This is a genomic window from Salipiger sp. (genome assembly GCF_048261495.1).
Classification (GTDB): Bacteria; Pseudomonadota; Alphaproteobacteria; order Rhodobacterales; family Rhodobacteraceae; genus Salipiger.
In genome coordinates, this window is sequence record NZ_JBLXFX010000006.1 from 253,512 (window position 1) to 278,250 (window position 24,739).

24 protein-coding genes are annotated in these 24,739 nt (G+C 65.6%); 16 read left to right on the forward strand and 8 right to left on the reverse strand.

Annotation, left to right across the window (positions count from 1 at the left end; genetic code table 11):
- The first annotated feature begins 2 nt into the window (after positions 1-2).
- The gene (locus tag ACN0RJ_RS14415; RefSeq protein ID WP_417724704.1) at positions 3-1,055 is read left to right on the forward strand and encodes a TraB/GumN family protein; all 1,053 of its coding nucleotides are present in this window, start codon (positions 3-5) and stop codon (positions 1,053-1,055) included.
- Positions 1,056-1,094: 39 nt separating this feature from the next.
- On the opposite strand, the gene ACN0RJ_RS14420 is transcribed toward ACN0RJ_RS14415, so the two are convergent.
- The gene (locus ACN0RJ_RS14420) at positions 1,095-3,116 is read right to left on the reverse strand and encodes a M3 family metallopeptidase (RefSeq protein ID WP_417724705.1); all 2,022 of its coding nucleotides are present in this window, start codon (positions 3,114-3,116) and stop codon (positions 1,095-1,097) included.
- A gap of 105 nt (positions 3,117-3,221) precedes the next feature.
- Positions 3,222-4,658 (reverse strand): Glu/Leu/Phe/Val family dehydrogenase, encoded by a 1,437-nt coding sequence (locus ACN0RJ_RS14425; protein WP_417720316.1) that lies wholly within the window; start codon positions 4,656-4,658, stop codon positions 3,222-3,224.
- A gap of 454 nt (positions 4,659-5,112) precedes the next feature.
- Here ACN0RJ_RS14425 and ACN0RJ_RS14430 point away from each other — a divergent pair, with 454 nt between their 5' ends.
- The 3 genes from ACN0RJ_RS14430 (at position 5,113) to ACN0RJ_RS14440 (ending at position 7,692) form a co-directional block, all read left to right on the forward strand.
- Entirely contained in the window at positions 5,113-6,438 is a 1,326-nt protein-coding gene (locus ACN0RJ_RS14430; RefSeq protein WP_417724706.1) for a pilus assembly protein TadG-related protein, read from the forward strand.
- Positions 6,435-6,971, forward strand: coding sequence for a TadE/TadG family type IV pilus assembly protein (locus ACN0RJ_RS14435; RefSeq protein ID WP_417720314.1), 537 nt, complete (start codon positions 6,435-6,437; stop codon positions 6,969-6,971). Before ACN0RJ_RS14430 ends, ACN0RJ_RS14435 begins: the two co-directional genes overlap by 4 nt.
- 85 nt (positions 6,972-7,056) lie before the next feature.
- Positions 7,057-7,692, forward strand: coding sequence for a TadE/TadG family type IV pilus assembly protein (locus tag ACN0RJ_RS14440; RefSeq protein ID WP_417724707.1), 636 nt, complete (start codon positions 7,057-7,059; stop codon positions 7,690-7,692).
- 70 nt (positions 7,693-7,762) lie between these two features.
- Here the strand turns inward: ACN0RJ_RS14440 and ACN0RJ_RS14445 are convergent, their stop codons facing one another.
- Complete coding sequence (locus ACN0RJ_RS14445) at positions 7,763-8,254, reverse strand: hypothetical protein (protein ID WP_417720312.1); 492 nt, start codon at positions 8,252-8,254, stop codon at positions 7,763-7,765.
- Positions 8,255-8,274: 20 nt separating this feature from the next.
- On the reverse strand, positions 8,275-9,108 hold the full coding sequence (locus ACN0RJ_RS14450) for a prephenate dehydratase (RefSeq protein ID WP_417724708.1): 834 nt from the start codon (positions 9,106-9,108) through the stop codon (positions 8,275-8,277).
- 130 nt (positions 9,109-9,238) lie between these two features.
- On the opposite strand from ACN0RJ_RS14450, the gene ACN0RJ_RS14455 reads away from it, so the two are divergent.
- From ACN0RJ_RS14455 to ACN0RJ_RS14475, 5 genes are all read left to right on the forward strand, one after another.
- Positions 9,239-9,754, forward strand: a complete 516-nt coding sequence (locus tag ACN0RJ_RS14455; RefSeq protein ID WP_417720310.1) for a c-type cytochrome — start codon at positions 9,239-9,241, stop codon at positions 9,752-9,754.
- Positions 9,755-9,945: 191 nt separating this feature from the next.
- Positions 9,946-11,913 (forward strand): extracellular solute-binding protein, encoded by a 1,968-nt coding sequence (locus tag ACN0RJ_RS14460; protein WP_417720309.1) that lies wholly within the window; start codon positions 9,946-9,948, stop codon positions 11,911-11,913.
- Between the two features lies 1 nt (position 11,914).
- Positions 11,915-13,012, forward strand: a complete 1,098-nt coding sequence (locus ACN0RJ_RS14465) for a microcin C ABC transporter permease YejB (protein ID WP_417720308.1) — start codon at positions 11,915-11,917, stop codon at positions 13,010-13,012.
- A gap of 3 nt (positions 13,013-13,015) precedes the next feature.
- Complete coding sequence (locus ACN0RJ_RS14470) at positions 13,016-14,167, forward strand: ABC transporter permease (RefSeq protein ID WP_417724709.1); 1,152 nt, start codon at positions 13,016-13,018, stop codon at positions 14,165-14,167.
- Positions 14,164-15,756, forward strand: coding sequence for an ABC transporter ATP-binding protein (locus tag ACN0RJ_RS14475; RefSeq protein ID WP_417720306.1), 1,593 nt, complete (start codon positions 14,164-14,166; stop codon positions 15,754-15,756). Before ACN0RJ_RS14470 ends, ACN0RJ_RS14475 begins: the two co-directional genes overlap by 4 nt.
- A gap of 38 nt (positions 15,757-15,794) precedes the next feature.
- Here ACN0RJ_RS14475 and hemN read toward each other — a convergent pair whose 3' ends face one another.
- The gene (gene hemN / locus ACN0RJ_RS14480; protein WP_417724710.1) at positions 15,795-17,150 is read right to left on the reverse strand and encodes an oxygen-independent coproporphyrinogen III oxidase; all 1,356 of its coding nucleotides are present in this window, start codon (positions 17,148-17,150) and stop codon (positions 15,795-15,797) included.
- Positions 17,151-17,214: 64 nt separating this feature from the next.
- Here hemN and fnrL point away from each other — a divergent pair, with 64 nt between their 5' ends.
- Complete coding sequence (fnrL, locus tag ACN0RJ_RS14485) at positions 17,215-17,961, forward strand: transcriptional regulator FnrL (RefSeq protein ID WP_417720304.1); 747 nt, start codon at positions 17,215-17,217, stop codon at positions 17,959-17,961.
- 10 nt (positions 17,962-17,971) lie between these two features.
- On the opposite strand, the gene ACN0RJ_RS14490 is transcribed toward fnrL, so the two are convergent.
- On the reverse strand, positions 17,972-18,319 hold the full coding sequence (locus ACN0RJ_RS14490) for a DUF1428 domain-containing protein (protein WP_417720303.1): 348 nt from the start codon (positions 18,317-18,319) through the stop codon (positions 17,972-17,974).
- 71 nt (positions 18,320-18,390) lie between these two features.
- On the opposite strand from ACN0RJ_RS14490, the gene ACN0RJ_RS14495 reads away from it, so the two are divergent.
- Positions 18,391-18,831 carry a MarR family winged helix-turn-helix transcriptional regulator gene (locus tag ACN0RJ_RS14495; RefSeq protein ID WP_417724711.1) on the forward strand — a complete coding sequence of 147 codons (441 nt, stop codon included), beginning with the start codon at positions 18,391-18,393 and terminating at the stop codon, positions 18,829-18,831.
- 21 nt (positions 18,832-18,852) lie between these two features.
- On the opposite strand, the gene ACN0RJ_RS14500 is transcribed toward ACN0RJ_RS14495, so the two are convergent.
- A complete protein-coding gene (locus ACN0RJ_RS14500) occupies positions 18,853-19,692 on the reverse strand; it encodes a universal stress protein (protein ID WP_417724712.1) in 840 nt (279 codons plus the stop codon).
- 204 nt (positions 19,693-19,896) lie between these two features.
- Here ACN0RJ_RS14500 and ccoN point away from each other — a divergent pair, with 204 nt between their 5' ends.
- From ccoN to ccoP, 4 genes are read left to right on the forward strand one after another with little or no spacing between them, the layout of a single operon-like run.
- On the forward strand, positions 19,897-21,510 hold the full coding sequence (ccoN, locus tag ACN0RJ_RS14505) for a cytochrome-c oxidase, cbb3-type subunit I (RefSeq protein ID WP_417720300.1): 1,614 nt from the start codon (positions 19,897-19,899) through the stop codon (positions 21,508-21,510).
- Positions 21,511-21,524: 14 nt separating this feature from the next.
- Positions 21,525-22,253 (forward strand): cytochrome-c oxidase, cbb3-type subunit II, encoded by a 729-nt coding sequence (ccoO, locus tag ACN0RJ_RS14510; RefSeq protein ID WP_417720299.1) that lies wholly within the window; start codon positions 21,525-21,527, stop codon positions 22,251-22,253.
- Positions 22,254-22,263: 10 nt separating this feature from the next.
- The gene (locus tag ACN0RJ_RS14515) at positions 22,264-22,473 is read left to right on the forward strand and encodes a cbb3-type cytochrome c oxidase subunit 3 (RefSeq protein ID WP_417720298.1); all 210 of its coding nucleotides are present in this window, start codon (positions 22,264-22,266) and stop codon (positions 22,471-22,473) included.
- On the forward strand, positions 22,470-23,357 hold the full coding sequence (ccoP, locus tag ACN0RJ_RS14520) for a cytochrome-c oxidase, cbb3-type subunit III (RefSeq protein ID WP_417720297.1): 888 nt from the start codon (positions 22,470-22,472) through the stop codon (positions 23,355-23,357). Before ACN0RJ_RS14515 ends, ccoP begins: the two co-directional genes overlap by 4 nt.
- A gap of 240 nt (positions 23,358-23,597) precedes the next feature.
- On the opposite strand, the gene ACN0RJ_RS14525 is transcribed toward ccoP, so the two are convergent.
- Entirely contained in the window at positions 23,598-23,726 is a 129-nt protein-coding gene (locus ACN0RJ_RS14525) for a hypothetical protein (protein WP_417720296.1), read from the reverse strand.
- 125 nt (positions 23,727-23,851) lie between these two features.
- Here ACN0RJ_RS14525 and ACN0RJ_RS14530 point away from each other — a divergent pair, with 125 nt between their 5' ends.
- Entirely contained in the window at positions 23,852-24,730 is an 879-nt protein-coding gene (locus tag ACN0RJ_RS14530) for a LysR family transcriptional regulator (RefSeq protein WP_417720295.1), read from the forward strand.
- Positions 24,731-24,739 lie beyond the last annotated feature (9 nt).

The following is a 24,739-nucleotide window of genomic DNA, read 5'->3' on the forward strand; positions in this document are numbered from 1 at the left end:
GCTTGCCGCTGTCCAGACCCTGTCCTAACCTGCCGCGACACCAACCGGAGCCGTCCCGCATCATGTACCGCGCCGCCTGCCTCTTCGCCCTTGCTCTCATGGTTCCGCTGGCCGCCGCCGCGCAATGCACCGGCGAGGATCTGCGCGCCACCCTCACCGACGCCGAGCGATCGCGGCTCGACGCCGCCGTCGCCGCGACCCCCTATCCCGAGGGCAACCACTGGCGGGCCGAGAAGGCGGGCGAGGTGCTGCACCTCGTCGGCACGGTGCACCTGTCCGATCCCCGGCTGGATGCGCCGATGGACCGGCTCCGGCCGCTGATCCCCGAGGCGGGGGCAGTGCTGCTGGAAATGACCGGGGCCGAGCGGAGCGAACTGACCGAGGCCATGCGCAACGACCCGGGGTTGCTGATGCTGAATGGCAAGACCCTGCCGGAACTCCTGCCCGAGGCGGACTGGCAGGCGCTGGCCGCCAAGCTGTCCGAGCGGGGCATCCCGTCCTTCGTGGCGGCCAAGATGCAGCCCTGGTATCTGATGTCGCTGCTGTCCCTGCCGCCCTGTGCGATGGACGCGATGAGCGAACAGAACGGGCTAGACACCCGGATCGAGGCGGCTGCCGACGCCTCCGGCGTGCCGACGCGGGCGCTCGAACCCTTCGATGCCGCGCTGAAGATCCTCGGGGACGGTCCGGTCGAGAAGCAGATCGGCTACCTCGACATGGCGGCGGCGGCATCCGAACAGGACGGCGACGGGCTGGTCACCACGCTCGACGCCTATTTCGACGAGCGCCACGTCGAGTTCTGGCAGTTGACGCCGATCCTCATGGCCCGCACCGACGACCATTACGCGGGCGAGGCGCAGGACCTCGCGGAGGATTTCGGCGCGGCCATGCTGGCCGACCGCAACCGGGCCTGGCTGCCGGTGATCCTGGACACGCTGGCCGGGACCGACAAGCCGGTCATCGCCGCCTTCGGCGCGGCGCATCTGGGCGGGGAGGACGGCGTGCTGAACCTGCTCGCGCAGGAGGGCTTCACCCTCACGCGCGAGCCGTTCTGACGGCGGGCACCGAAACGGCACCCGGCCGCCGCGGCGGGATCAGGCGGCCAGCCCCCGCCCCTTGAGCAAGGCATCGACCCCCGGCATCCGGCCGCGGAAGGCGGTGTACAGCTCCTCGGCCTCGACCGAGCCGCCGCGCGACAGGATGAATTCCTCCAGCTTGCGGGCGGTGGCGGGGTCGAACGCATCGCCGGCCTCCTCGAAGGCGGCAAAGGCGTCGGCATCCATCACCTCGGACCACATGTAGCTGTAATAGCCCGAGGAATAGCCGTCCCCCGCGAAGACATGGGCGAATTGCGGCGTGGCATGGCGCATGGAGATCGCATCGGGCATGCCGAGCCCCTCCAGCACTTCGGCCTGCCGGGCCATGGGATCGGCGGGCGCGGGGCCGTTGTGGAACTCCAGATCCACCAGCGCCGAGGCGACATATTCCACCGTCTGGAATCCCATGTCGAAGGTCGCCGCCGCCAGCACCTTGTCGAGCAGCGCCGCGGGCATCGGCGCGCCTGTGTCGGCATGGGTGGCGAATTCGGACAGCACTTCCGGCACTTCCAGCCAGTGTTCGTAAAGCTGCGAGGGCAGTTCGACGAAATCGCGCGCCACCGACGTGCCCGAGACCGAGCCGAAGTCCACGTCCGACAGCATCTGGTGCAGCGCATGGCCGAATTCGTGGAACAGCGTGCGCGCGTCGTCATAGGACAGCAGCGCGGGCTTGCCGCCCGAGGGTTTGGCAAAGTTGCACACGTTGATGACGATGGGCGCCTTTTCGACCGGCCGCCGGGCCTGGCTCTGCATCGCCGAGCACCACGCGCCGGATCGTTTCGAGGCGCGGGCAAAGTAATCCGCAATGAACACCGCCAAGTGCCTGCCGTCGCGCGTCACCTCCCACGCCCGGCAATCGGGGTGGTAGAGCGGCAGATCGAGCGGCGCGAACGCGAGCCCGAACAGACGGCTGGAACAGGTGAAGGCCGCCTCGATCATCTTGTCGAGCTGCAGGTAGGGCTTGAGCTCGGCCTCGTCGAGGTCATGCAGCGCGTGGCGCCGCTTTTCGGCGTAGTAGCGCCAGTCCCACGGCCGGAAGGGGCCGTTCACCCCGTCCGCGCGCAGCATCTCGGCCATTTCCGCCTGATCGGCCATCGCCGCCGCGCGCGCCGGTTTCCAGACCGCCATCAGCAGGTCGCGGACGCGGTCCGGCGTGTGGGCCATCTCCGTTTCCAGCTTGAAAGCGGCGAAATCCGGATAACCCAGCAGCTTGGCCCGCTCCTCGCGCAGGGCGAGGGTCTCGGCGGCGATGGCGCGGTTGTCGGTGTCGCCGCCGTTGGCGCCGCGCGCGGTCCAGGCGCGGTAGGCCTTTTCCCGCAGGTCGCGGCGGGGCGAGAATTGCAGGAACGGCACGATGAGCGAGCGCGACAGCGTCACCACCGGCCCCTCCCGGCCCAGCGCCTCGCCGGCGGAGCGGGCGGAATCGACCACGAAGTCCGGCAAGCCTTCGAGATCCGCCTCGGAGAGCGGCATGAACCAGTCCGCCTCGTCCTTGAGCAGGTTCTGCGTGAAGGAGGTGCCCAGCACCGCCAGCCGCGATTTGACCTCCTTCATGCGCTCCGCCTCCGCCCCGGTGAGCGCGGCACCGGCGCGCACGAAGCCGCGCCGGGTCAGGAAGAGCACCCGCGCCTCCTCCTCGCTCAGCCCGAGACTGTCGCGCCGGTCCCAGAGATCCTCGATCCGGGCAAAGAGCGCGGCATTGGCGTAGATCGCCGAGGAATGCGCGGCAAGCCGGGGCGAAAAGTCGCGCTGAAGGGCCTGCCGCGCGTCGTTGCTGTCCGCGCCGGAGACCGTGAAGAACACCGACAGCACGTTGTCGAGCACCTCGCCCGCGCCCTCCATCGCCTCGATCGTGTTGGCAAAGGTGGGCGGTTCGGGGTTGTCGGCGATGGCGTCGATCTCGGCCAGGTGCTCTTGCAGCCCGACCGAAAAGGCGGGGGCGAAATGGTCGTCCTGGATCAGGTCGAACGGGGCGAGGCCGAACGGCCCCTCCCGGGTTTCGAGCAGGGGATTGGTCATGTGAAGACTCCTTTGGCCCAAGCTAGGCCCGCGCCGCGCGCCCCGCAATGGCGGGGCACGAGGTTCTTTCGCCGCTAGGCCGCCCGCCGCGACGGGCGGCGCGTCTCACAACCCCTTGGCGCGGTAGCTGCTGGCGACGCGGTCGATGGCGACGATGAAGGCGGCGGTGCGCAGGTCGGTCACGTCCTCGCGCCCGTGCCAGACCTCGCGCATCGACTGGTAGGCGGTGCGCATGGTGTCATCCAGCCCCGAGCGCACCAGTTCCAGTTCCCCGGCGCCGCGCAGGTATTTCTCCTTGAAGCGCGGATCGAGGTTCCAGGTGTCGCCCATCGCGAGGTCGAGCCGTTCGAGTTCGCCCACCACCAGTTCGTGCCGCGCCTCTTCCTGACGCCGCTGCATCCGGCCGAAGCGGATGTGGCTGAGGTTCTTGACCCACTCGAAGTAACTGACCGTGACCCCGCCCGCGTTGGCAAAGAGGTCGGGAATGATGACCTTGCCCCGCGCGCGCAGGATGTCGTCGGCCCCGGCGGTGATCGGCCCGTTCGCCGCTTCGAGGATCAGCGGCGCCCGGATATTGTGCGCATTGGTGAGGTTGATGACCCCTTCGAGCGCGGCGGGGATCAGGATGTCGCACTCCGCCTCCATCACGGCACCGCCGTCGGCGGTGTGCCCGGCGTCGGGATATCCGGTCAGCCCGCCGTTGGTCACCATCCAGTCGCGCACCTTGTCGACGTCGAGCCCGGCGGGATCGAACAGCGCCCCGTCGCGTTCGATGATGCCGGTGATGATCGCGCCGTCTTCCTCGGACAGGAATTTCGCCGCGTGATAGCCCACGTTCCCGAGACCCTGCACGATCACCCGCTTGCCGTCGAGCGTGCCCGACAGGCCGGCCGCGGCCACGTCCTCCGGGTGGCGGAAGAATTCGCGCAGGGCGTATTCGACCCCGCGCCCCGTCGCCTCGACCCGCCCGGCGATGCCGCCCGCGTTGAGCGGCTTGCCGGTGACGCAGGCACGGGCGTTGATGTCGGTCGTGTTCATCCGCGCATACTGATCGGCAATCCAGGCCATCTCCCGTTCGCCGGTGCCCATGTCCGGGGCGGGCACGTTCTGCGAGGGGTTGATGAGGTCGCGCTTGATGAGTTCGTAGGCAAAGCGCCGGGTGATCAGTTCGAGTTCGTGATCGTCATAGTCCCTCGGGTCGATGCAGAGCCCGCCCTTGGAACCGCCGAACGGCGCCTCGACCAGCGCGCATTTGTAGGTCATCAGCGCGGCGAGCGCCTCCACCTCGTCCTGGTTGACCGAGGGCGCGAAACGGATGCCGCCCTTGACCGGCTCCATGTGTTCGGAATGGACCGAGCGGTAGCCGGTGAAGGTCTGGATTCCCCCGCGCAGGCGGACCCCGAAACGGACGGTGTAGGTGGCGTTGCAGACGCGGATCTTTTCTTCGAGCCCTGGTGACAAGTTCACCAGCGCCACCGCGCGATTGAACATCAGGTCGACGCTCTGACGGAACGTCGGCTCATTGGCCGGTGCGGCGCTCATGGTTCCTCCCTTCGCAAGCTGTTCTGGCGGGACCCCGCCGGGCGGAAAGCCTTATGCCTGCGCTGTAACGTTAAGGTTAAGTTTTCCCGCCCGCTCGGCAAATGACTTTTTGGCCTGATTTCGACGCCTCCTTGCCGCGCCATTAACGATATACCCCCCTCATTGTCCGCATTGGCGAAACAGCCTCGGAAAAACGGCCTCTTTGTTACTGAAAACCAAAGAAAAATCTCTCCATCACGATAAAATTCGCCCAATTTTGGCCATCATGCCACGGCATAAATTCCAACATCGCAACGTGAGTCTGGTGGGGCATTCCGGGTTTGCCCGGATGAAAGGAATCGGGATGAATAAGAAACTTTCTGCCTTGGGGAGCGGTGGATTCAGACGGTCGGAAACCTCTGCCTCCGCCCTGAATGCCCGAACCCGCCGCTTCGCCAGAGACGAGTCGGGAAGCATGTCCTACATGGCCATCGCAATGTCGCTGGTCATGATGGTCTTCGGGGGGATCGGGATCGACCTGATCCACGCCGAACTGAACCGGAACAAGCTTCAGAACACCCTCGACCGCGCCGTTCTGGCCGCTGCCGACCTCGACCAGGAGCTCGAGGCGAACGGCGTGGTGCAGGACTACACCGCCAAGATGGGGCTCGACGGGGCGCTGACCTCGGTCAACATCGACGAGGGTCTGAACTACCGCACCGTCACCGCCGACGGCCGGATCACCATGTCGACCAACTTCATGGAGATGCTGGGCGTCGACGACCTCCAGGCCGAAGCGCATTCCCAGGCGTCCGAGCGCATCAACAAGGTCGAGATTTCCATGGTGCTCGATGTTTCGGGCTCGATGGACGACAACTCGAAGATGGCGAACCTCAAGACCGCCGCCGACGAATTCGTCGACACCCTGCTCGCCGACACCTCCGAAGACCTCGTGTCGATCTCGCTCGTGCCCTATTCCGAGCATGTGAACGCCGGCCCCGAGATCCTGAGCTATCTGAACGTCAACTGGAAGCACGGTTATTCGCACTGCATCGAGATGCCCGACAGCGTCTTCGGTTCCGCGGCGCTGGACTTCTCGCGCACCTACGACCAGATGCAGCATTTCCAGTGGAACTACTTCGGCTCGAACGAGCGGACCGACACCGTCTGCCCGCGCTACACCTACGAGCGCATCCAGCCCTGGAGCCAGAACGCCAACGCGCTCAAGAGCCAGATCAACAAGCTGACGCCGCGCGCCGGTACGTCGATCTTCATGGGGATGAAATGGGGCGTGGCGCTGCTCGACCCGTCGACCCGGCCGATCGCCAGCGGCATGATCGCCAACAATACCGTGTCCTCGGCCTTCCAGGGACGCCCGGTGTCCTATGACGATCCCGAGGTGCTCAAGACCGTGGTGCTGATGACGGACGGTCAGCACGACCGCTCCTACCGGATCCAGGAATGGGCCTACAACTCGGACTCCGAGTATGCCCACTGGGACCGCTACAACCTGTGGTACTATCTGGCCAACAACGTCAGCTCGCGCGACCGCTCCAGCTTCTACTACCAGAAGTATGATGCGACGACCGGCGACTCGCTGCTGCACAACGTCTGCAACGCCGCCAAGGAACAGGGCATCCTGATCTGGGCCATCGGCTTCGAAGTCACCGACCACGGCGCCGACGTGATGCAAGACTGTGCCTCCTCGCCCGCCCACTTCTTCCGCGTCGAAGGCGTCGAGATTTCCGAAGCCTTCTCCACCATCGCGCACACCCTCAACCAGCTGAGGCTCACTCAATGACCCGCTTCATCAAGACTGCCCTCCGTCGCTTCCGCGACAGCGAGGAAGGGTCGATGGTCGTCCCCTTCGCCCTCTGGACCCCGCTCTTCGTCGGCCTCGTGCTGTCCACCATCGAGCTCGGCACGCTCACCCTGCGCCACACCGTTCTGGAACGGGCGCTGGACCAGACCGTGCGCAGCGTGAAGCTCGACACCGGGCGCGCCTACTCGCACGAGGTGCTCAAGTCCAAGATCTGCGACCGCGCAGCCGTCCTGCCGGACTGCGTGAGCAAGATCCATCTCGAGATGATCCAGCTCGACATGCGTGCCTGGACGGAACCGCCGCACACCGCGGATTGCGTCGACACCGCCGCCGAAGTGACGCCGCAGCGTACCTTCACCTACGGGGCAGGGCACGAGATGATGCTGCTGCGGGCCTGCTACAAGTACCGCCCGATCAGCCCCTCGGGCTATCTGAGCAGCAGCCTCCCCACCGACGATCAGGGGTACACCGCTCTGGTGTCGACCACCGCGTTCGTCACCGAACCGATGTAAGGGCATACCGATGATTAAGACTTTCATAAAATCTCGCCTTCGCCGGTTTGCCTCCGACAACGACGGATACGTGTCGGTCGAAGCGATGATCGTACTTCCGGCGCTGATCGTCCTGTTCGCGCTGTCCTGGGTGTACTTCGACGTCTTCCGCCAGCAATCGGTGAACCAGAAGGCCAACTATGCCATCGGCGACATGCTCTCGCGGGAAACCGATGCGGTCGACGACACCTACATCGACAACGCCTTCCGGCTGCTCGGGCTGATGACCAAGACCGACATCGACCTGAACGCGGTCGTGTTTCCGACCGACCTGCGCATCACGGTGGTGAAGTACAACGCCAGCAACAGCAAGTATTCGGTGGTGTGGTCTGCCGCGCGCGGCGATCCCCAGGTTCTCACGACCGGAGATCTGACCAACTATACCCACCGCCTGCCGATCATGACCAACGGGGCGCAGACGATCATCGTCGAAACCTGGGACCAGTACGATCCGGTGTTCCGCGTCGGCCTCGATCCGTTCGAGATCAAGACCTACAGCTTCACCCACCCGCGCTATGCGCCGCAGGTGCTCTGGGCCGGTCAGAACAACGGCTGGGGCAATGGCGACCAGGACGCGCCGGGCAACTCGCTCTGCAACAACAGCGCCGAGAACGAGACCGATTGCACCAACGAAGACGGTTCCCAGAACCTCGAACCGAACAAGAAGCGCAGCCGGACCTGACCGGCGCGCAGGAGACCGGGGGCCGCGGCGAAAGCTGCGGCCCCTATTCCATGCGCGCCGGGCGGTGCCGCTATTCCGGGAAGTTTCCGTCGCGCCGCGCGACGAGCAGCGTCATCGCATCGGCCATCGGCTTGGTGTCGCGCGCGGCGGTGACACCGCCGACGGCGACCCGCCGCCCCGTCCGCCACCAGAGGCCCGGCCGCCAGACGCGCGGGGCCGGTTGCTTGAGCAGGATGAGAAAGCCGTTCGAGGGCTTCATCGCAAAGGCGGAACGGTCGACCCGCGCGATGTTGTCGATGGTGGCGAGCACCTCGCCGGTGCTGTCGCGCAGCTCGGTCTCGGTCAGGATCAGACGGGCCGCGGTGGCGCGCCACATGATCTGCGCCCCCCAGAGCGCGGCAACCCCGACCACGATCAGGAAGATCCGCCATCCCATCGCCGCCGGCGGTTCGACGATGGCGAGCCAGAGCACGAGCACCCCGAGCCCGCCCAGTGTGCCGACCCCGATCAGCCGTCGCGGTCCGGTCGCGCCGACCGTTGCCAGAATGTCCTCGTCTTTCATGCAGCCCCCTGCCCCGCGCGTCAGTCGCGCCGCGGATCGCGGGGATAGACGCCGAGGATTTCAAGTTTTTCGGTGAAATATCCGAGTTCCTCGAGCGCGAGTTTCACGCCCGGATCGTCGGGATGGCCTTCGATGTCGGCATAGAACTGGGTCGCGGTGAACGACCCTCCGACCATGTAGCTCTCCAGCTTGGTCATGTTCACGCCGTTGGTCGCAAATCCGCCCATCGCCTTGTAGAGCGCCGCCGGAATGTTGCGCACCTGGAAGATGAAGGTGGTCATCATTCCGTGATCGCCGCGCCGGCTCAGATCCGGGGTCTTGCCCATGATGAGAAAGCGGGTGGTGTTGTGGTCATGATCCTCGATGTGCCGCGCGAGGATGTCGAGCCCGTAGATCTCTGCCGCGAGATCCGAGGCCAGGACGCCGACCTCGGGCGTGCGGTCCTCGGCCAGTTCCGCCGCCGCGCCCGCGCTGTCGGCGGCCGCCTCGCCGGCGATGCCGTATTGCGACAGGAAGCTCGCCGCCTGCGGCAGCAGCACGACGTGGGCGCGCACCTTCTTCAGATCCTCGATCGCCACGCCCGGCAGCGCCATCAGGCTGATGTGGACGCGCACGAAGGCCTCGTCCTCGATCCGCAGGCCGCTCTCGGGAAGCAGGCGGTGGATGTCGGCCACGCGCCCGTAGGTGGTGTTCTCGACCGGGAGCATGGCAAGCTCCGCATCGCCGTTGCGCACGGCGGCGATCACGTCGTCGAAAGTGCCGCAGGGCAGCGCCTCCATCTCCGGCCGCGCCTCGCGGCAGGCCTGATGGGAATAGGCGCCGGGTTCGCCCTGAAAGGCTATACGTCTGTTCATGCCGTTGCACTGCCCCGTATTCGTGACATAATTTACCCGAGCGGGCGTTTGGTCGCGGCTTCTATACCTTGCCAGACGGCAAGGGAAGCCGTAGACAACCGCCCGACGGACATCTTTGGGACACGCACACATGCTTGACACGATGACAGTTACCAAGGCCGTGGGCGGCGTTTGCGGCGCCTTCCTGATCTATCTGCTCGGAAACTGGGCGGGAGAGTTGCTCTTTACTGTGGGCGGCGGACATGGCGAAGAGCATGCGGCAGCCTACGTGATCGAGGTCGAGGAAAGCGGCGGCGACTCGGGGAGCGAGGAAGCCGTGGACTTCGAAACCCTCTTCGCCTCGGCCGATGCGGCCAAGGGCGAGAAGGTCTTCGGCAAGTGCAAGGCCTGCCACAAGCTCGACGGCAGCAACGCCACCGGCCCGCACCTCGACGGCGTGGTCGACCGCGCCATCGACTCGGTCGACGGCTTTGCCTATTCCGGCGCGCTCGAGCAGGTCGGCGAGACCTGGTCGCCGGAGAACCTCTTCCACTTCCTGGAAAGCCCGAAGGGCGTCGCACCGGGCACCAAGATGACCTTTGCCGGTCTTCCCAAGGCCCAGGATCGCGTCGATCTGATCGCCTACCTGCAGCAGCAGGGCGGCTGAACCAGCCCTTTCCGGACCATCCGAAAGGCCGCGGCACCGTTCCGCGGCCTTTTTTGGTGCCCGGCCCCCGTCCGGTGGGCAAATCGCGCACCGATCACGCATTCGCCAACAACTTGCGCTTGAATGTGGTCGGGCCCGCCCCTTAGCTTACATCAAACGGCACAAACACGCCGCAATATAGGGGAGAGCACATGAACCGGACGACGCCCCGCGCCGCCGCCATCGCCGCAGTGATCGACACGAAGCTGTCTCGCAGAACCCTGTTCGCCTCGCTGACCGCGATGGGTCTCGCGCTCGCCGCAGGCTCCGTCCGGGCCGAGACCGCGGAAGGGACCGCGACCGAGGCCTCTGCCGAAGAGCAGAAGATCATCACCGCCCACGGCTATTCCTACTTCGGCAACCTCGCCTACCCCGCCGACTACCCGCATTTCGACTTCGTCAACCCCGACGCGCCCAAGGGCGGCGAACTGGTGGTCGACAGCTCGGGCACCTTCGACAGCCTCAACCCCTATTCCCGCAAGGGCCGCCCCGGCGCGCTGACCTCGATCCAGTACGATTCCCTGATCGAGTCGGTCGAGGACCAGGTCGGCGAATATTACGGCCTGCTGGCCGAAAGCCTCGAATATCCCGAGGACAAGAGCTGGGTCATCTTCCACATGCGCCCCGAGGCGACCTTCTGGGACGGCTCGCCCGTCACGGCCGAGGACGTGGTCTATTCCCACAAGCTGTTCATCACACAGGGCCTGCCCTCCTACGCCGCCGCCGTTTCCGAGATGGTGACGAGCGCCGAGGCGCTGGACGAACATACCGTCAAGTTCACCTTCAACACCGAGCTGACCAAGCGGTCGCGGATCGAGACGGTCGGCAACACCACCGTGTTCAAGAAGGCCTGGTTCGAGGAAGACCCCGAGAACCGGCGCCTCGACGAGCCGCGGATGGAGGTCGCCATCGGCTCCGGTCCGTTCAAGCTGGACAGCTACGACGTGAACCGCCGCATCGTCTACAAGCGGCGCGACGACTACTGGGGCAAGGACATTCCCTTCAACAAGGGCCGCTGGAACTACGACACGATCCGCGTCGAGTATTTCGCCGACCAGACCGCCGCCTTCGAGGCGTTCAAGGCGGGCGAATACACCTTCCGCCAGGAAACCGATCCGCGGCTCTGGGCCACCTCCTACGATTTCAACAAGATCCGCGACGGCGTGATCGTCAAGGAAGAGATCCCCGACGGCAGCCCGCCGAACCCCACCGGCTTCGTGTTCAACCTCGCCAAGCCGCAGCTCAAGGACAAGCGCGTCCGCGAGGCCATCGCGCTGGCCTACAATTTCGAATGGTCGAACGAGAGCCTGCGTTTCGGCCTCTATTCCCCGCGCAGCTCCTTCGTCGAGGGCACGCATATCGAGGCAACCGGCAAACCCGAAGGCGCGGAACTGGCCTTTCTCGAAGGGCTCGGCGACGTGGTGCCGCAGGACCTGCTCGAAGGCGACGTCTGGACGATGCACGAGTCCAGCGCCACCGACCTTCTCGACCGCGGCACCAAGCGCAAGGCGACCCGGCTGCTCGAGGATGCGGGCTGGGTTGTCGGGTCGGACGGCCTCGCCCGCAACGAGGCGGGCAAGACGCTGGCCCTGAAGTTGCTGCTGCCGACCAATATCGAAAGCTCGGTCGAGTCGATGCACGAAACCTTCGTGCAGAACCTGCGCGCCATCGGTGTCGATGCCAGCTACGACAAGGTCGACCCCTCGCAATACACCAACCTCCGGCGCGACCGGATGTACGACATGCTCTATTCCACCCGCTACGGGGCGTTCCTGTCCACCGGCGGCGGTCTGACGCAGATGTACGGCTCCCGCGAGGCGGAGTTCAGCCTGTTCAACCCGGCCGGGCTGGCCAGCCCGCTGGTCGACGCCATCCTCGCCGCGTCGTTCGAAGCGTCGAGCCAGGAAGAGACCGATGTCGCGCTCAAGGCGCTGGACCGGGCACTGCGGTACGAATTCTTCATCATCCCGGACGGTTACATCGCGGATTACTGGGTCGCCTATTTCGACATGTACGAGCACCCGGAGAACCTGCCGCCCTACGATCTGGGCTATCTCAACCTGTGGTGGGTCAATCCCGAAAAGGAAAAGGCCCTGAAAGAGGCTGGCGAACTGCGCTGATATGGGAGCCTACATCCTCCGACGCCTGCTGCTGGTGATCCCGACCCTGCTCGGCATCATGGTGGTGAACTTCGCGCTCACGCAATTCGTGCCCGGCGGGCCGATCGAACAGATCATCGCCCAGATGGAGGGCCAGGCCAACGTGTTCGAGGGCTTCTCGGGCGGCGGCGGCAGCGTCGGCGACATCGGCGCCGAACTGGCCCCCGGCGGCAACGAGAACTACGCCGGATCGCGCGGGCTTCCGCCGGAATACATCGCCAAGCTGGAAAAGGAATTCGGCTTCGACAAGCCGCCGCTTCAGCGTTTTCTCGGGATGCTCTGGAACTACGTGCGGCTGGATTTCGGCGAAAGCTACTTCCGCTCGATCTCGGTCTTCGACCTGGTGATGGAAAAGATGCCGGTGTCGATCACGCTCGGCCTCTGGTCGACGGTGATCGCCTACGCGGTGTCCATCCCGCTCGGCATCCGCAAGGCGGTCAAGGACGGCACGGCCTACGACACCTGGACCTCGGGCCTCATCATCACGGCCTATGCCATCCCCGGCTTCCTCTTCGCGATCCTGCTGCTGGTGCTGTTCGCGGGCGGGTCCTACTGGCAGATCTTCCCGTTGCGGGGCCTCACGTCGGACAACTGGCAGTCGCTGTCCTGGCCGATGAAGATCGCGGATTACTTCTGGCACATCGCGCTGCCGGTGCTGGCCTCGACCATCTCGGCCTTTGCCACGCTGACGCTGCTGACCAAGAATTCCTTCCTAGACGAAATCAAGAAGCACTACGTGATGACCGCCCGCGCCAAGGGCCTGTCGGAACGGCGGGTGCTTTACGGCCACGTCTTCCGCAACGCCATGCTGATCGTCATCGCGGGCTTTCCGGCGGTGTTCATCGGCGTCTTCTTCGGCGGCTCCCTCATCATCGAGACGATCTTCTCGCTCGACGGACTGGGGCGGCTCGGCTTCGAGGCGGCGCTGCAGCGCGACTACCCGGTGATCTTCGGCACGCTCTTCGTGTTCAGCCTGATCGGCCTCGTGATGGGCATCATCTCGGACCTGATGTACGTGCTGGTCGATCCGCGCATCGACTTCGAAAAACGGGAGGGCTGAGCCATGACGGACACGACCGCACCCATCGCACCGCCCCCGCCCGGCCGCTTTGCCCTGTCGGCGCTGAACCGGCGCCGCTGGCGCAACTTCAAGCGCAACCGCCGCGCGCTCTGGTCGCTGGTGATCTTTTCCATCCTGTTCGGCCTGTCGCTGTTCGCCGAATTCCTCGCCAATGACAAACCCATCCTCGTGAGCTATCGCGGCGAATTGCGGATGCCGATCTTCACCTTCTACTCCGAGACGGAGTTCGGCGGCGATTTCCGCACCGAGGCGGCCTACCGCGATCCCGAGGTGCAATGCCTCATCGTCACAGGCGGGCTCGAGGACTGTTTCGACGAGCCGGACGAACTGATCGCCGAGGTCGACGCGGGCGGCGCGCCGGGCGAGGATTTCGCCAGGGGCTGGATGATCTGGCCGCCGATCCCCTACAGCTACAACACCCCGGTGGACCGCCCCGGCGCGGCGCCGCTGCCCCCGAACGAACAGAACTGGCTCGGCACCGACGATACCAAGCGTGACGTGGTGGCGCGGGTGATCTACGGCTTCCGGCTGTCGATCATCTTCACGCTGGTGGTCACGCTGTTCTCGTCGGTCATCGGGATCTTTGCCGGCGCGATCCAGGGCTATTTCGGCGGGGTGCTCGACCTCATCTTCCAGCGCGCGATCGAGATCTGGTCCTCGACCCCGTCGCTCTATGTCATCATCATCCTGTTCGCGATCCTCGGGCGCAGTTTCGGCCTGCTGATCTTTCTCATGGTGCTGTTCGGCTGGGTCTCGCTCGTCGGCGTGGTGCGGGCGGAATTCCTGCGCGCGCGCAACCTCGAATATGTCCGCGCGGCCAAGGCGCTGGGGGTCTCCAACCTCACCATCATGTTCCGCCACATGCTGCCCAACGCGATGGTGGCGACGGTCACCATGCTGCCGTTCATCGTGACCGGCACGATCTCGACCCTCGCCACGCTCGACTTTCTCGGCTTCGGCCTGCCCTCCTCGGCACCCTCGCTGGGCGAGCTGACCCTGCAGGCCAAGCAGAACCTCCAGGCGCCCTGGCTCGCCTTCACCGCCTTCACGGTCTTCGCCGTGATGCTGTCCCTGCTGGTCTTCATCTTCGAGGGCGTGCGGGATGCCTTCGACCCCAGAAAGACCTTCTCATGAGTGCATTGCTGGAGGTGAAGGACCTCGAGGTCTCCTTCCGCCAGGACGGCAAGGAGACCCGCGCGGTCAAGGGCGTGTCCTTTCACGTCGACAAGGGCGAGACGGTGGCTCTGGTCGGGGAAAGCGGGTCGGGCAAGTCCGTCACGGCGCTGTCGACCGTGTCCCTGCTGGGCGATGCGGCGCGGGTGCGCGGCTCCGTCACCTACAACGGGCAGCAGATGATCGGGGCCTCGGACAAGCTGCTGCGCGAGGTGCGGGGCAACGACATCAGCTTCATCTTCCAGGAGCCGATGACCTCGCTCAACCCGCTGCACACGCTGGAAAAGCAGCTCGGCGAAAGCCTGGCGCTGCACCAGGGGCTGACCGGCGACAAGGCGCGCGCGCGCATTCTCGAACTGCTGACCCGGGTCGGCATCCGCGATCCCGAAACCCGGCTCTCGGCCTATCCGCACCAGCTTTCGGGCGGCCAGCGCCAGCGGGTGATGATCGCCATGGCATTGGCCAACGGGCCCGAGCTGTTGATCGCGGACGAGCCGACCACCGCGCTCGACGTGACGATCCAGGCACAGATCCTCGAACTTCTGGCCGAGCTCAAGGCCGCCGAGGACATGAGCCTGCTGTTCATCACCCACGATCTGAACATCGTCCGCCGCTTTGCCGACCGGGTCTGCGTGATGAAGAACGGCGAGATCGTCGAGCAGGGCCCGACGAAGGAGATCTTCGCCAACCCGCAGCATCCCTATACGCGGATGCTGATTTCCGCCGAAAGCACCGGCATCCCCGACCCGGTGGATCCCTCGGCCGAGGTGATCGCCGAGGCGGATCACCTCAAGATCTGGTTCCCGATCCAGCAGGGCTTTCTCAAGAAGACGGTCGGCTACGTGAAGGCGGTCAACGACGCCAGCTTCGCGGTGCGCGCGGGGGAAACGGTGGGAATCGTCGGGGAATCGGGCTCGGGCAAGACGACGCTGGCGCTCGCCATGATGCGGCTGATCCGTTCCGAAGGCGGGATAACCTTCCGCGGCCAGGATGTCCGCAAGTGGTCGACGCGCGAATTGCGGCGGCTGCGGTCGGAAATGCAGATCGTGTTCCAGGACCCCTTCGGATCGCTGTCGCCCCGGATGACCTGCGAACAGATCATCGCCGAGGGTCTCGGCGTGCACGGCTCTCCGGACGGGAGGCCGCGGGACGCGGTGGTCGAGGAGGTCATGGTCGAGGTCGGCCTCGACCCCGCCACCAAACACCGCTACCCGCACGAGTTTTCCGGCGGTCAGCGCCAGCGCATCGCCATCGCGCGGGCGATGGTGCTGCGGCCCCGGCTGGTGGTGCTGGACGAACCGACTTCGGCGCTGGACATGACCGTGCAGGTGCAGATCGTGAACCTTCTGCGCGATCTGCAACGCAAGCACGACCTGGCCTACCTGTTCATCAGCCACGATCTGAAGGTGGTTCGCGCGATGAGCCACAAGGTCATCGTGATGAAGCAGGGCGACGTGGTCGAGGTCGGAAGCTCGGAAGAGATCTTTGCCGACCCCCGCACCGAATATACCCGCACGCTCTTTTCCGCCGCCTTCGAACTCTCGATCTGAACCGGGCGCCGCAATTTCGACGAGGATTCGTTCCCCGGTCAGATGGCGGAGCTGTGGCCGGCCTTTGACAGGTCGTAGGCGTCCAGCGCCCGCGCCACGAGGCGCGTCAGCGGGCGCACGTCCGGCGGCAGGAACAGGCCTTCGTCGTCGAGCACCGGCAGGGAGTCGAACCGCCGGCAGATCGCCGCGAATTCCTCGCGCAGGCGTGTGGCCGATGCGCCGTAATCGCGCACCAGCTCTTCCGTGCGGATGCGGAAATCGCACATCAGCATCTCGATCATCCGCGACCGCAGCCGGTCTTCGCCGCCGAACACGTGCCCCCGCACGGTGGAGAACCGCCCCGCCCTGATCCGCGCCGTATGCGCCGAGGTCGCCGGGGCATTCTGGGCATAGCCTTGCGGAAACCGCGAGATGGCAGAGGCACCGAGCCCGATCAGCACCTCCGAGGTGTCGTCGGTATAGCCCTGGAAATTGCGCCGCAGGCGTCCGGTCTTCTGCGCGACGGACAAGCCGTCCGACGGCGCGGCAAAGTGGTCGATGCCGATCTCGCAATAGCCGTCCCAGACAAAGAGGCTGCGGGCGGTCTCGAACAGCGCCAGCCGCTCGTCCGGGCCGGGAAGCTTGTCCGAGGGGATCATCTGCTGGCGCTTAGCCATCCACGGCACATGAGCATAGCCGTAGAGCGCCACCCGGTCCGGCGACAGGGACAGCAGTTTCTGGACGGTCTCGGTGATGCGGGCGCGGCTCTGGTCCGGCAGTCCGAACAGGATGTCCGCGTTCAGGCTCGGCACGCCGCGCTCGCGGATCATGTCGACCGCGGCCCTCGTCACGTCATAGCCCTGGTCGCGCCCGATCAGGCGCTGGATCTCGTCGTCGAAATCCTGCACCCCGATGGAGGCGCGGTTCAGCCCCCCGGCGACCATCACGTCGAGCCGCTCGCGGTCGATCTCGTTGGGGTCGATCTCGACCGAGAACTCCGCGTGATCCGCGAAGGGCGCGACCTCGGCCACCTTGTCGATCAGGCGCCGCATCATGTCGGGGGTCAGCAGCGTCGGGGTGCCCCCGCCCCAGTGCAGGCGCGACAGCGTCACGCCGCGCGGCAGTCGCGCCTTCAACAGGTCGAGTTCGCGGATCAGCGTCCCGACGTAGCTTTCGACCGGGGACAGCGTCGCCGTGCCCTGCGTGCGGCAGGCGCAGAACCAGCACAATCTGCGGCAGAATGGCACATGAAGGTAGAGCGACACCCGGCTGCCTTCGGCAAGGGCGCCGATCCAGTCGGAAAATGTCCGGTCGTCAACCGCATCCGAGAAATGCGGAGCGGTCGGATAGCTGGTATAGCGAGGCACCTTGGCATCGAACAGGCCCAGCCGTGAGAGTTGTGTTCGCGTGATCATGGGCCTACATCTAGGTATCTGACAGGAGCGGGACATTGACCCAGATCAAACGCCCGGAAGGATCATGTTGAACGAACGCAGCCTCGCCGTTTCGCAGCAATGCGACGACTGCCCGATCCGCCACCGGGCGGTCTGCGCGCGTTGCGAGAGCGACGAACTCGATCGCCTGGAAGAGATCAAGTACTATCGCAAGTTCGAGGCCGGTCAGACGGTCATCTGGTCGGGCGACCGGATGGATTTCGTCGGTTCGGTGGTGTCGGGAATCGCGACGCTGACCCAGACGATGGAGGACGGCCGCACCCAGATGGTCGGCCTGCTGCTGCCGTCGGATTTCGTCGGCCGCCCGGGGCGGTCCTCGGCGGCGTATGACGTGGTGGCGACGACCGATCTGGTGATGTGCTGCTTCCGCAAGGCGCCGTTCGAACAGATGATGTCTCAGACCCCGCACATCGCCCAGCGCCTGCTGGAGATGACGCTGGACGAACTCGACGCCGCACGGGAATGGATGCTGGTCCTCGGCCGCAAGACGGCGCGGGAAAAGATCGCCTCGCTGCTGTCGATCATCGCGCGCCGGGATGCCTCCATCAACCAGCGCGGCGCCGATGCCCCGGTCGCCTTCGAGCTGCCCCTCACGCGCGAGGCGATGGCCGATTATCTCGGGCTCACGCTGGAAACCGTCAGCCGCCAGGTTTCCGCCCTCAAGCGCGACGGCGTCATCACGCTGGAAGGCAAGCGCCGCGTGATCGTGCCCGACATGGGCCGCCTGCTGGAAGAAGCCGGCGACGACGCGGACGGCGGGATGGTTGACTGAGCGGGGCCTGTCAGGCCTCGAAGATCGTGTCGAAGCCGCCGAAGATCATGCGCTTGCCGTCGAAGGGCATGTCCATTTCCTTCCAGCGCGGGTCCGTCTCCATCGTCGCCCAGCAGGCGTCGGCCGTCGCCTTGTCCGGCCAGACGATCCAGGAAAAGATGATCGATTCCCCCTCTTCGCGCTTCACGGCGAGCGGAAAGGACGTCACCTGCCCGTCCGGCACATCGCTTTCCCAGTTTTCCAGCATGGACAGCGCGCCGTAGTCCTTGAACAGCGGCCAGCTTTTTTCGGCACTGGCAAGGTAGGCCGATTTGTTGGCGGTCGGAACGGGGGCAAGGAAGCCGGAAACATAAGTCATATTCGATTCTCCCTATTGTATGTCGGGAAGGATATGCCGATAATTGAGTTGATATCAACTTGAATGCAGGCATGGACCCGGATCTTCCCATCGAAACCACCTTCGAAGTGCGTGACCGCTGCCTGTGCCTCGTCGTGCAGCGGGCGGCGCGCGTGCTCGCGCGCCGTTTCGACCTGGCGTTGAAGCCGGTGGGGCTGAGCAACGGGCAGTTCTCCATCCTGATGTCGCTCAACCGGCCCGAGCCGCCGCGGATCTCGGACCTCGCGCCGTTCCTGGCGATGGATCGCACCACCCTGACGGCGGCGATGAAGGTGCTGGAGCGGCGCGGCCTGGTCGAGTCCGTGACCGACGACGCGGACAAGCGGAACCGGCGGCTGAAATTGTCGCAGGCGGGGCGCGACCTCTTGAAACGTGCGGTCCCGATCTGGCGCGCGGAACACGATGCGGTCGACGCCCATATGGAGGGCGTCGACCTCGGGCAACTCAAGGCAATGCTGCGCGGGCTCGACTGACCCGGCGCGGCCGCCCGCCCGTCAATGCGCCATGAAGACCGGGATCACGGCCTGTTCGAGCATGTTGCGCGTGGCACCGCCGAGGATGGCCTCGCGGAAGCGCGAGTGCCCGTAGGCCCCCATCACGATCATGTCCGCATCCACATCCTGCGCATGCCGGCAGAGCACGTCCGAAACCCGCGGCATCGTCCGGGAAAGGACGTCGATTTCCGCCTTTACCCCGTGCCGCGCGAGATATTGCGACAGCATCCCGCCGGGGTCCGAACGGTTCGGGCCGTGCTGGGGCGGGTCGATGACGACCACGTGGACCTTTTCCGCCCCGATCAGCATCGGCATCGCCGCCCTGACCGCGCGCAGCGCCTCGGCCCCCTCGTTCCAGCCGATGACGACGCGGGACGGGGTCGCGGTCGGCATCACCGCCTGCGGGACGGTCATGACCGGGGCCTGGCCTTCGAACAGCGCACCCTCGACCACCGGCTCCAGTTCCACCCCGCGGTCCTTGCCGTAGGGTTTCGGCAGCACCACGAGGTCCGAGAACCGCGCCCGCCCCGCCACGTGGCGGCCGATGTCCACAAGCTGCGCAACCCCGCTTTCCAGCGACCAGCGCGTATCGCGCTGCTCCAGCGCGGCGCGCGCGGAGGCGGCAAGCGCCTCGCCCTCCTCGGTCGCGCGGGACAGCGTCTCCTGGAGGATCATCGCATTGGCGCCCGCGTAGTAATAGCCGCTCTGCGTGCGATCCACCCCGAAGCACAGCACGTCGAGATGTGCGCCGCAGCCATCCGCGACGGCGCCCGCGTGGTCGATGGTCGTCTTGATGAGAGACGCGTCGGTGACGACTGCAAGAATTGTCTTATAGCCCATGATGCTCTCCTCGGAAGTGCAGGGACTCGGCATGTCCGGACAACGGGCCCGGACGGGTGATCGCAGATCAACCATGGTCGATAGAGAGGTGGACGCTCCTTGATGCAGATCAAGGAGCGGCGCCGATCACTTCTTCAATAAGCGTGCAGTCTGAAACCGCCCGCGCGGCAGACGAATCGCGCGCGGCAGACGAAGGGACGAAAAATGCTCAACTATATCAAGCTCGTCGTGCTTGGGCTGATCGCGATCCTCGCCTTGATCGCCGCCAACTATGCACGTGACGTGGCTTACATGGTCCATGCCATCCTGATCTTTCTGGTGGCCTCAGGTCTGTTCCTGTGGACCCTTCGCCACACGGATGAACCGACTCCGGCGCGGGAATTGCAACTTTCCTACATGGACGGCGTGATCCGCTACGGCGTCATCGCCACCGCGGCCTGGGGCGTGGTCGGCTTTCTTGCCGGGACGTTCATCGCCGCACAGCTCGCCTTTCCGGGGCTCAACTTCGACTGGGCCGACGGCTACCTCAACTTCGGGCGCCTGCGGCCGCTGCACACCTCGGCGGTGATCTTCGCCTTCGGCGGCAACGCCCTCATCGCGACATCGTTCTACGTGGTGCAGCGCACCAGCGCGGCGCGGCTCTGGGGCGGCAACCTCGCCTGGTTCGTGTTCTGGGGCTACAACCTGTTCATCGTGCTGGCCGCCACCGGCTACATCCTCGGCGGCACCCAGTCCAAGGAATATGCCGAGCCCGAATGGTACGTCGATCTGTGGCTGACCGTGGTCTGGGTCGCCTATCTCGCGGTGTTCCTCGGCACGATCATCAAGCGCCGCGAACCGCATATCTACGTGGCCAACTGGTTCTACCTGAGCTTCATCGTCACCGTCGCCATGCTGCACATCGTCAACAACCTGTCGATTCCGGTCAGCATCTTCGGCTCCAAGTCGGTGCAGGTCTTTTCGGGCGTGCAGGACGCCATGGTCCAGTGGTGGTACGGCCACAACGCCGTGGGCTTCTTCCTGACCGCGGGCTTCCTCGGCATGATGTACTACTTCGTGCCGAAGCAGGCCGAACGCCCGGTGTTCAGCTACAAGCTGTCCATCGTGCACTTCTGGGCGCTGATCTTTCTCTACATCTGGGCCGGTCCGCACCACCTGCACTACACCGCCCTGCCCGACTGGGCCTCGACCCTCGGCATGGTGTTCTCGATCATCCTGTGGATGCCCTCCTGGGGCGGCATGATCAACGGCCTGATGACCCTTTCGGGCGCCTGGGACAAGCTGCGCACCGATCCGATCATCCGCATGATGGTGATCTCCATCGGCTTCTACGGCATGTCGACCTTCGAAGGCCCGATGATGTCGATCCGCGCGGTGAACTCGCTGTCGCATTACACCGACTGGACCATCGGCCACGTGCATTCCGGCGCGCTCGGCTGGAACGGCATGATCACCTTCGGCGCGCTCTACTTCCTCGTGCCCAAGCTCTGGAACCGCGAGCGGCTCTACTCGCTCGGCCTCGTGTCCTGGCACTTCTGGCTCGCCACCATCGGCATCGTTCTCTACGCCGCCGCCATGTGGGTCACGGGCATCATGGAAGGCCTTATGTGGCGCGAAGTCGACGCCAACGGCTTCCTCGTCAACAGCTTCGCCGACACCGTCGCCGCCAAGTACCCGATGTACGTCGTGCGCGCGCTGGGGGGCCTGCTCTACGTCAGCGGCGCGATCATCATGTGCTACAACCTTTGGATGACCGTCAGACGGTCTCCGGCGGTCGAGGCCCGCGCGGCCGCGGCACACGCCACCCCGGCCGAATAAGGAGGGCCAGGATCATGTCCATTCTCGACAAACACGGCGTGCTGGAACGCAACGCGACGCTGCTGCTGATCTTCAGCTTCCTCGTCGTCACCATCGGCGGCCTGGTGCAGATCGTGCCGCTGTTCTACCTGGAAAACACCATCGAGGACGTGGAGGGCATGCGCCCCTACACCCCGCTGGAACTGGCCGGGCGCGACATCTACGTGCGCGAGGGCTGCTATGTCTGCCACAGCCAGATGATCCGCCCCATGCGGGACGAGGTCGAACGCTACGGCCATTACTCGCTGGCGGCGGAATCGCAGTACGATCACCCGTTCCAGTGGGGGTCCAAGCGGACCGGGCCCGACCTTGCCCGCGTCGGCGGCCGCTATTCGGACGAGTGGCACATCGACCATCTGACCGACCCGCAATCCGTGGTGCCGGAATCGGTGATGCCGAAATACGGCTTCCTCGACGCCCGGCTGATCGACGGCGAGCACGTTCAGGACCTGCTCAAGACCCATCGCATGGTCGGCGTGCCCTACACCGACGAGATGATCGAAAACGCCTGGTCCGATTTCACCGTGCAGGCCGATCCGGACAAGGATTACGACGGTCTGCTCGAACGCTACGGCGACACGGTGAACGTGCGCAACTTCGACCGCCGCCCCGGCATCACCGAAATGGATGCGCTGGTGGCCTATCTGCAAATGCTCGGCACGCTGGTCGATTTCTCGACCTTCACGCCGGACGCCAGCCGCTGAGGACCGGATCATGGAACATTATTCCCTCCTTCGCGAATTTGCCGACAGCTGGATGCTGCTTGCGCTGTTCGTCTTCTTCGTCGGCGTGATCGCCTGGGCCTTCCGGCCCGGTTCGACCAGCGCCTACGAACGGACGCGCACCATCCCGTTCCGGCATGACGACAAACCGATGGCGCCCGCGACGGGTGCCCCCGCCCGGACAAGGGAGCCGAGGACATGAGCGACCACAAGAAACCGGACCAGGACTACGAAACAACCGGTCACGAATGGGACGGCATCCGCGAATACAACAAGCCGCTCCCCAAGTGGTGGCTGATGGTCTTCTATGCCACGATCATCTGGGGCGTCGGCTACACCATCGCCTATCCGGCCTGGCCGGGCGTGAAATCGGCCACCGCGGGCGTGCTCGGCTGGTCGACCCGCGCCGACGTGGCGGCCGAGATCGAGGCGCAGGAAACCACCCTCGCGCCGATCAACGACCGGCTCGCCTCGGTCGAGCTGACGGCCATCGCCGGGGATCCGGAGCTGTCGAACTACGCGATCAACGCCGGGGGCGCGGTGTTCCGCACCTTCTGCGCCCAGTGCCACGGGTCGGGCGCGGCGGGGGCCAAGGGCTATCCCAACCTGCTGGACGACGACTGGCTCTGGGGCGGCACGATGGAGGACATCCACACCACCATCAGCCACGGCATCCGCAACGAACAGGATGACGAGGCGCGCTATTCGGAGATGCCTGCCTTCGGACGCGACGGGCTGCTCGAACCCGAACAGATCGACCAGGTGGTCAACTACGTGATGACCCTGTCGGGGGAAACGCCCGCGGACGCGGAGCTGGTGCAGGCGGGGGCGGCGGTCTTTGCCGACAACTGCGCCGCCTGCCATGCCGAGGACGGCACCGGCGACCGTTCGCAGGGTGCGCCGAACCTGACCGACGCGATCTGGCTCTATGGCGGCGATTTCGGCACGATCCGCGAAACCGTTGTGAACGCCCGCTTCGGCGTGATGCCCCCGATGGGCGGCGCCCGGTTGAGCGAGGCCGAAATCCGCGCCGTGGCCACCTATGTGCACGGTCTCGGCGGCGGCGAGGCCGACGCGGCGGAATAACTCACCGAGACACCCGCGCCCGCAACGGCGCGGGTCCGGCGCCGCCGCCCCCTCCGGTTCCCGCGTCTCTCGGGGGCGTCGGCATCGAAACACCAAAGGCCGCCCCCGGGGGCGGCCTTTGCGCATCTGCCATCGCGGCATTCCGATGGTTGAGAAAAAGCCCTCCGGGACCCCGTTTCGCCGCAGACCAGGGGAGCGCGGCCTGCGACAAGGTCCGGGAGGGGGCCCGGAGGTCCGGGATCAGTCGTCGAGCCCGTGGCGCGTTCCGGCGTGGCGGGCAAAGGGCAGATCCTCCGTCAGCCAGGTCCTGCGCGGGGGCTGCCAGCGCGGATCACGGGGCTCCTCCGGGGTATTCCGCGTTGCGGTCATGAAAGATTTTGCAAAGATACCCAACATCGCCGTTCTCCTTTCGCTTGCTGTATCTGGCACCAATATTGACTCAGGCGCGATTCAACGCCAGTCAGGAATAAATTCCATATGTAAGCTGAACTGACATGACAGACTGGACCGCCCTGCCCCCGCTCTCGTCGCTGCGCGCCTTTGCCGCCTATGCCGAAACCGGCTCCGTCGCGCAGGCTGGGGTGGCGCTCAACGTGAGCCATGCGGCGATCAGTCAGCAGATCCGCAATCTCGAAAGTCACCTCGGGCTGACCCTGCTCGACCGTTCGTCCCGCCGCATGCAACTGACCGCCGAAGGTCAGCGCCTCGCACTGGCGCTGTCGCAGGCCTTCGGCAATATCTCGCAGGAGATCGAGGAACTGACCGGGCGCGACCTCTGGCGGCCGGTGCTGGTTTCCTCCACGCCCAGCTTCGCCTCGTCCTGGCTGATGCCGCGGCTGTCGTCCTTCCGCGCCGCCCACCCCGAGATCAGCCTGATGATCGACCCCTCGGTCGAGGTGAAGACGCTGGAACCGGGCGGTATCGACGTCGCGCTGCGCTATGGCGCGGGACAGTGGCCGGGACTCGACGCCGAAGAACTCGTCCGATCCCCCATCGTCGTCGTCGCCGCCCCGGGGCTGGTCGGGGACCGCGAGATCGCCTCGGCCGAAGATCTCAAGGATCTCCACTGGTTGCAGGAATTCGGCACCTCCGAGGTCTCGGACTGGCTGACCCGGCAGGGGGTGACCCAGGACCGCAAGCGCACGATCACCGCGCTGCCCGGCAACCTGATGATCGAGGCCGCCCGGCAGGGTCAGGGCGTCGCGATCTCGGCCAAGGCCTTCATCCAGGACGACATCGCCGCCGGCCGCCTGCGCCTGCTGTTCGAGGACGACCGCCACAAGGGCTACCACCTTGTCACGCGACCGGGGGTGCAGCGGCTTCCCGTGCGGAATTTCATTCGCTGGCTGCGCCGGGAGGCGGGAAAAAGCTGACTGGCAGAT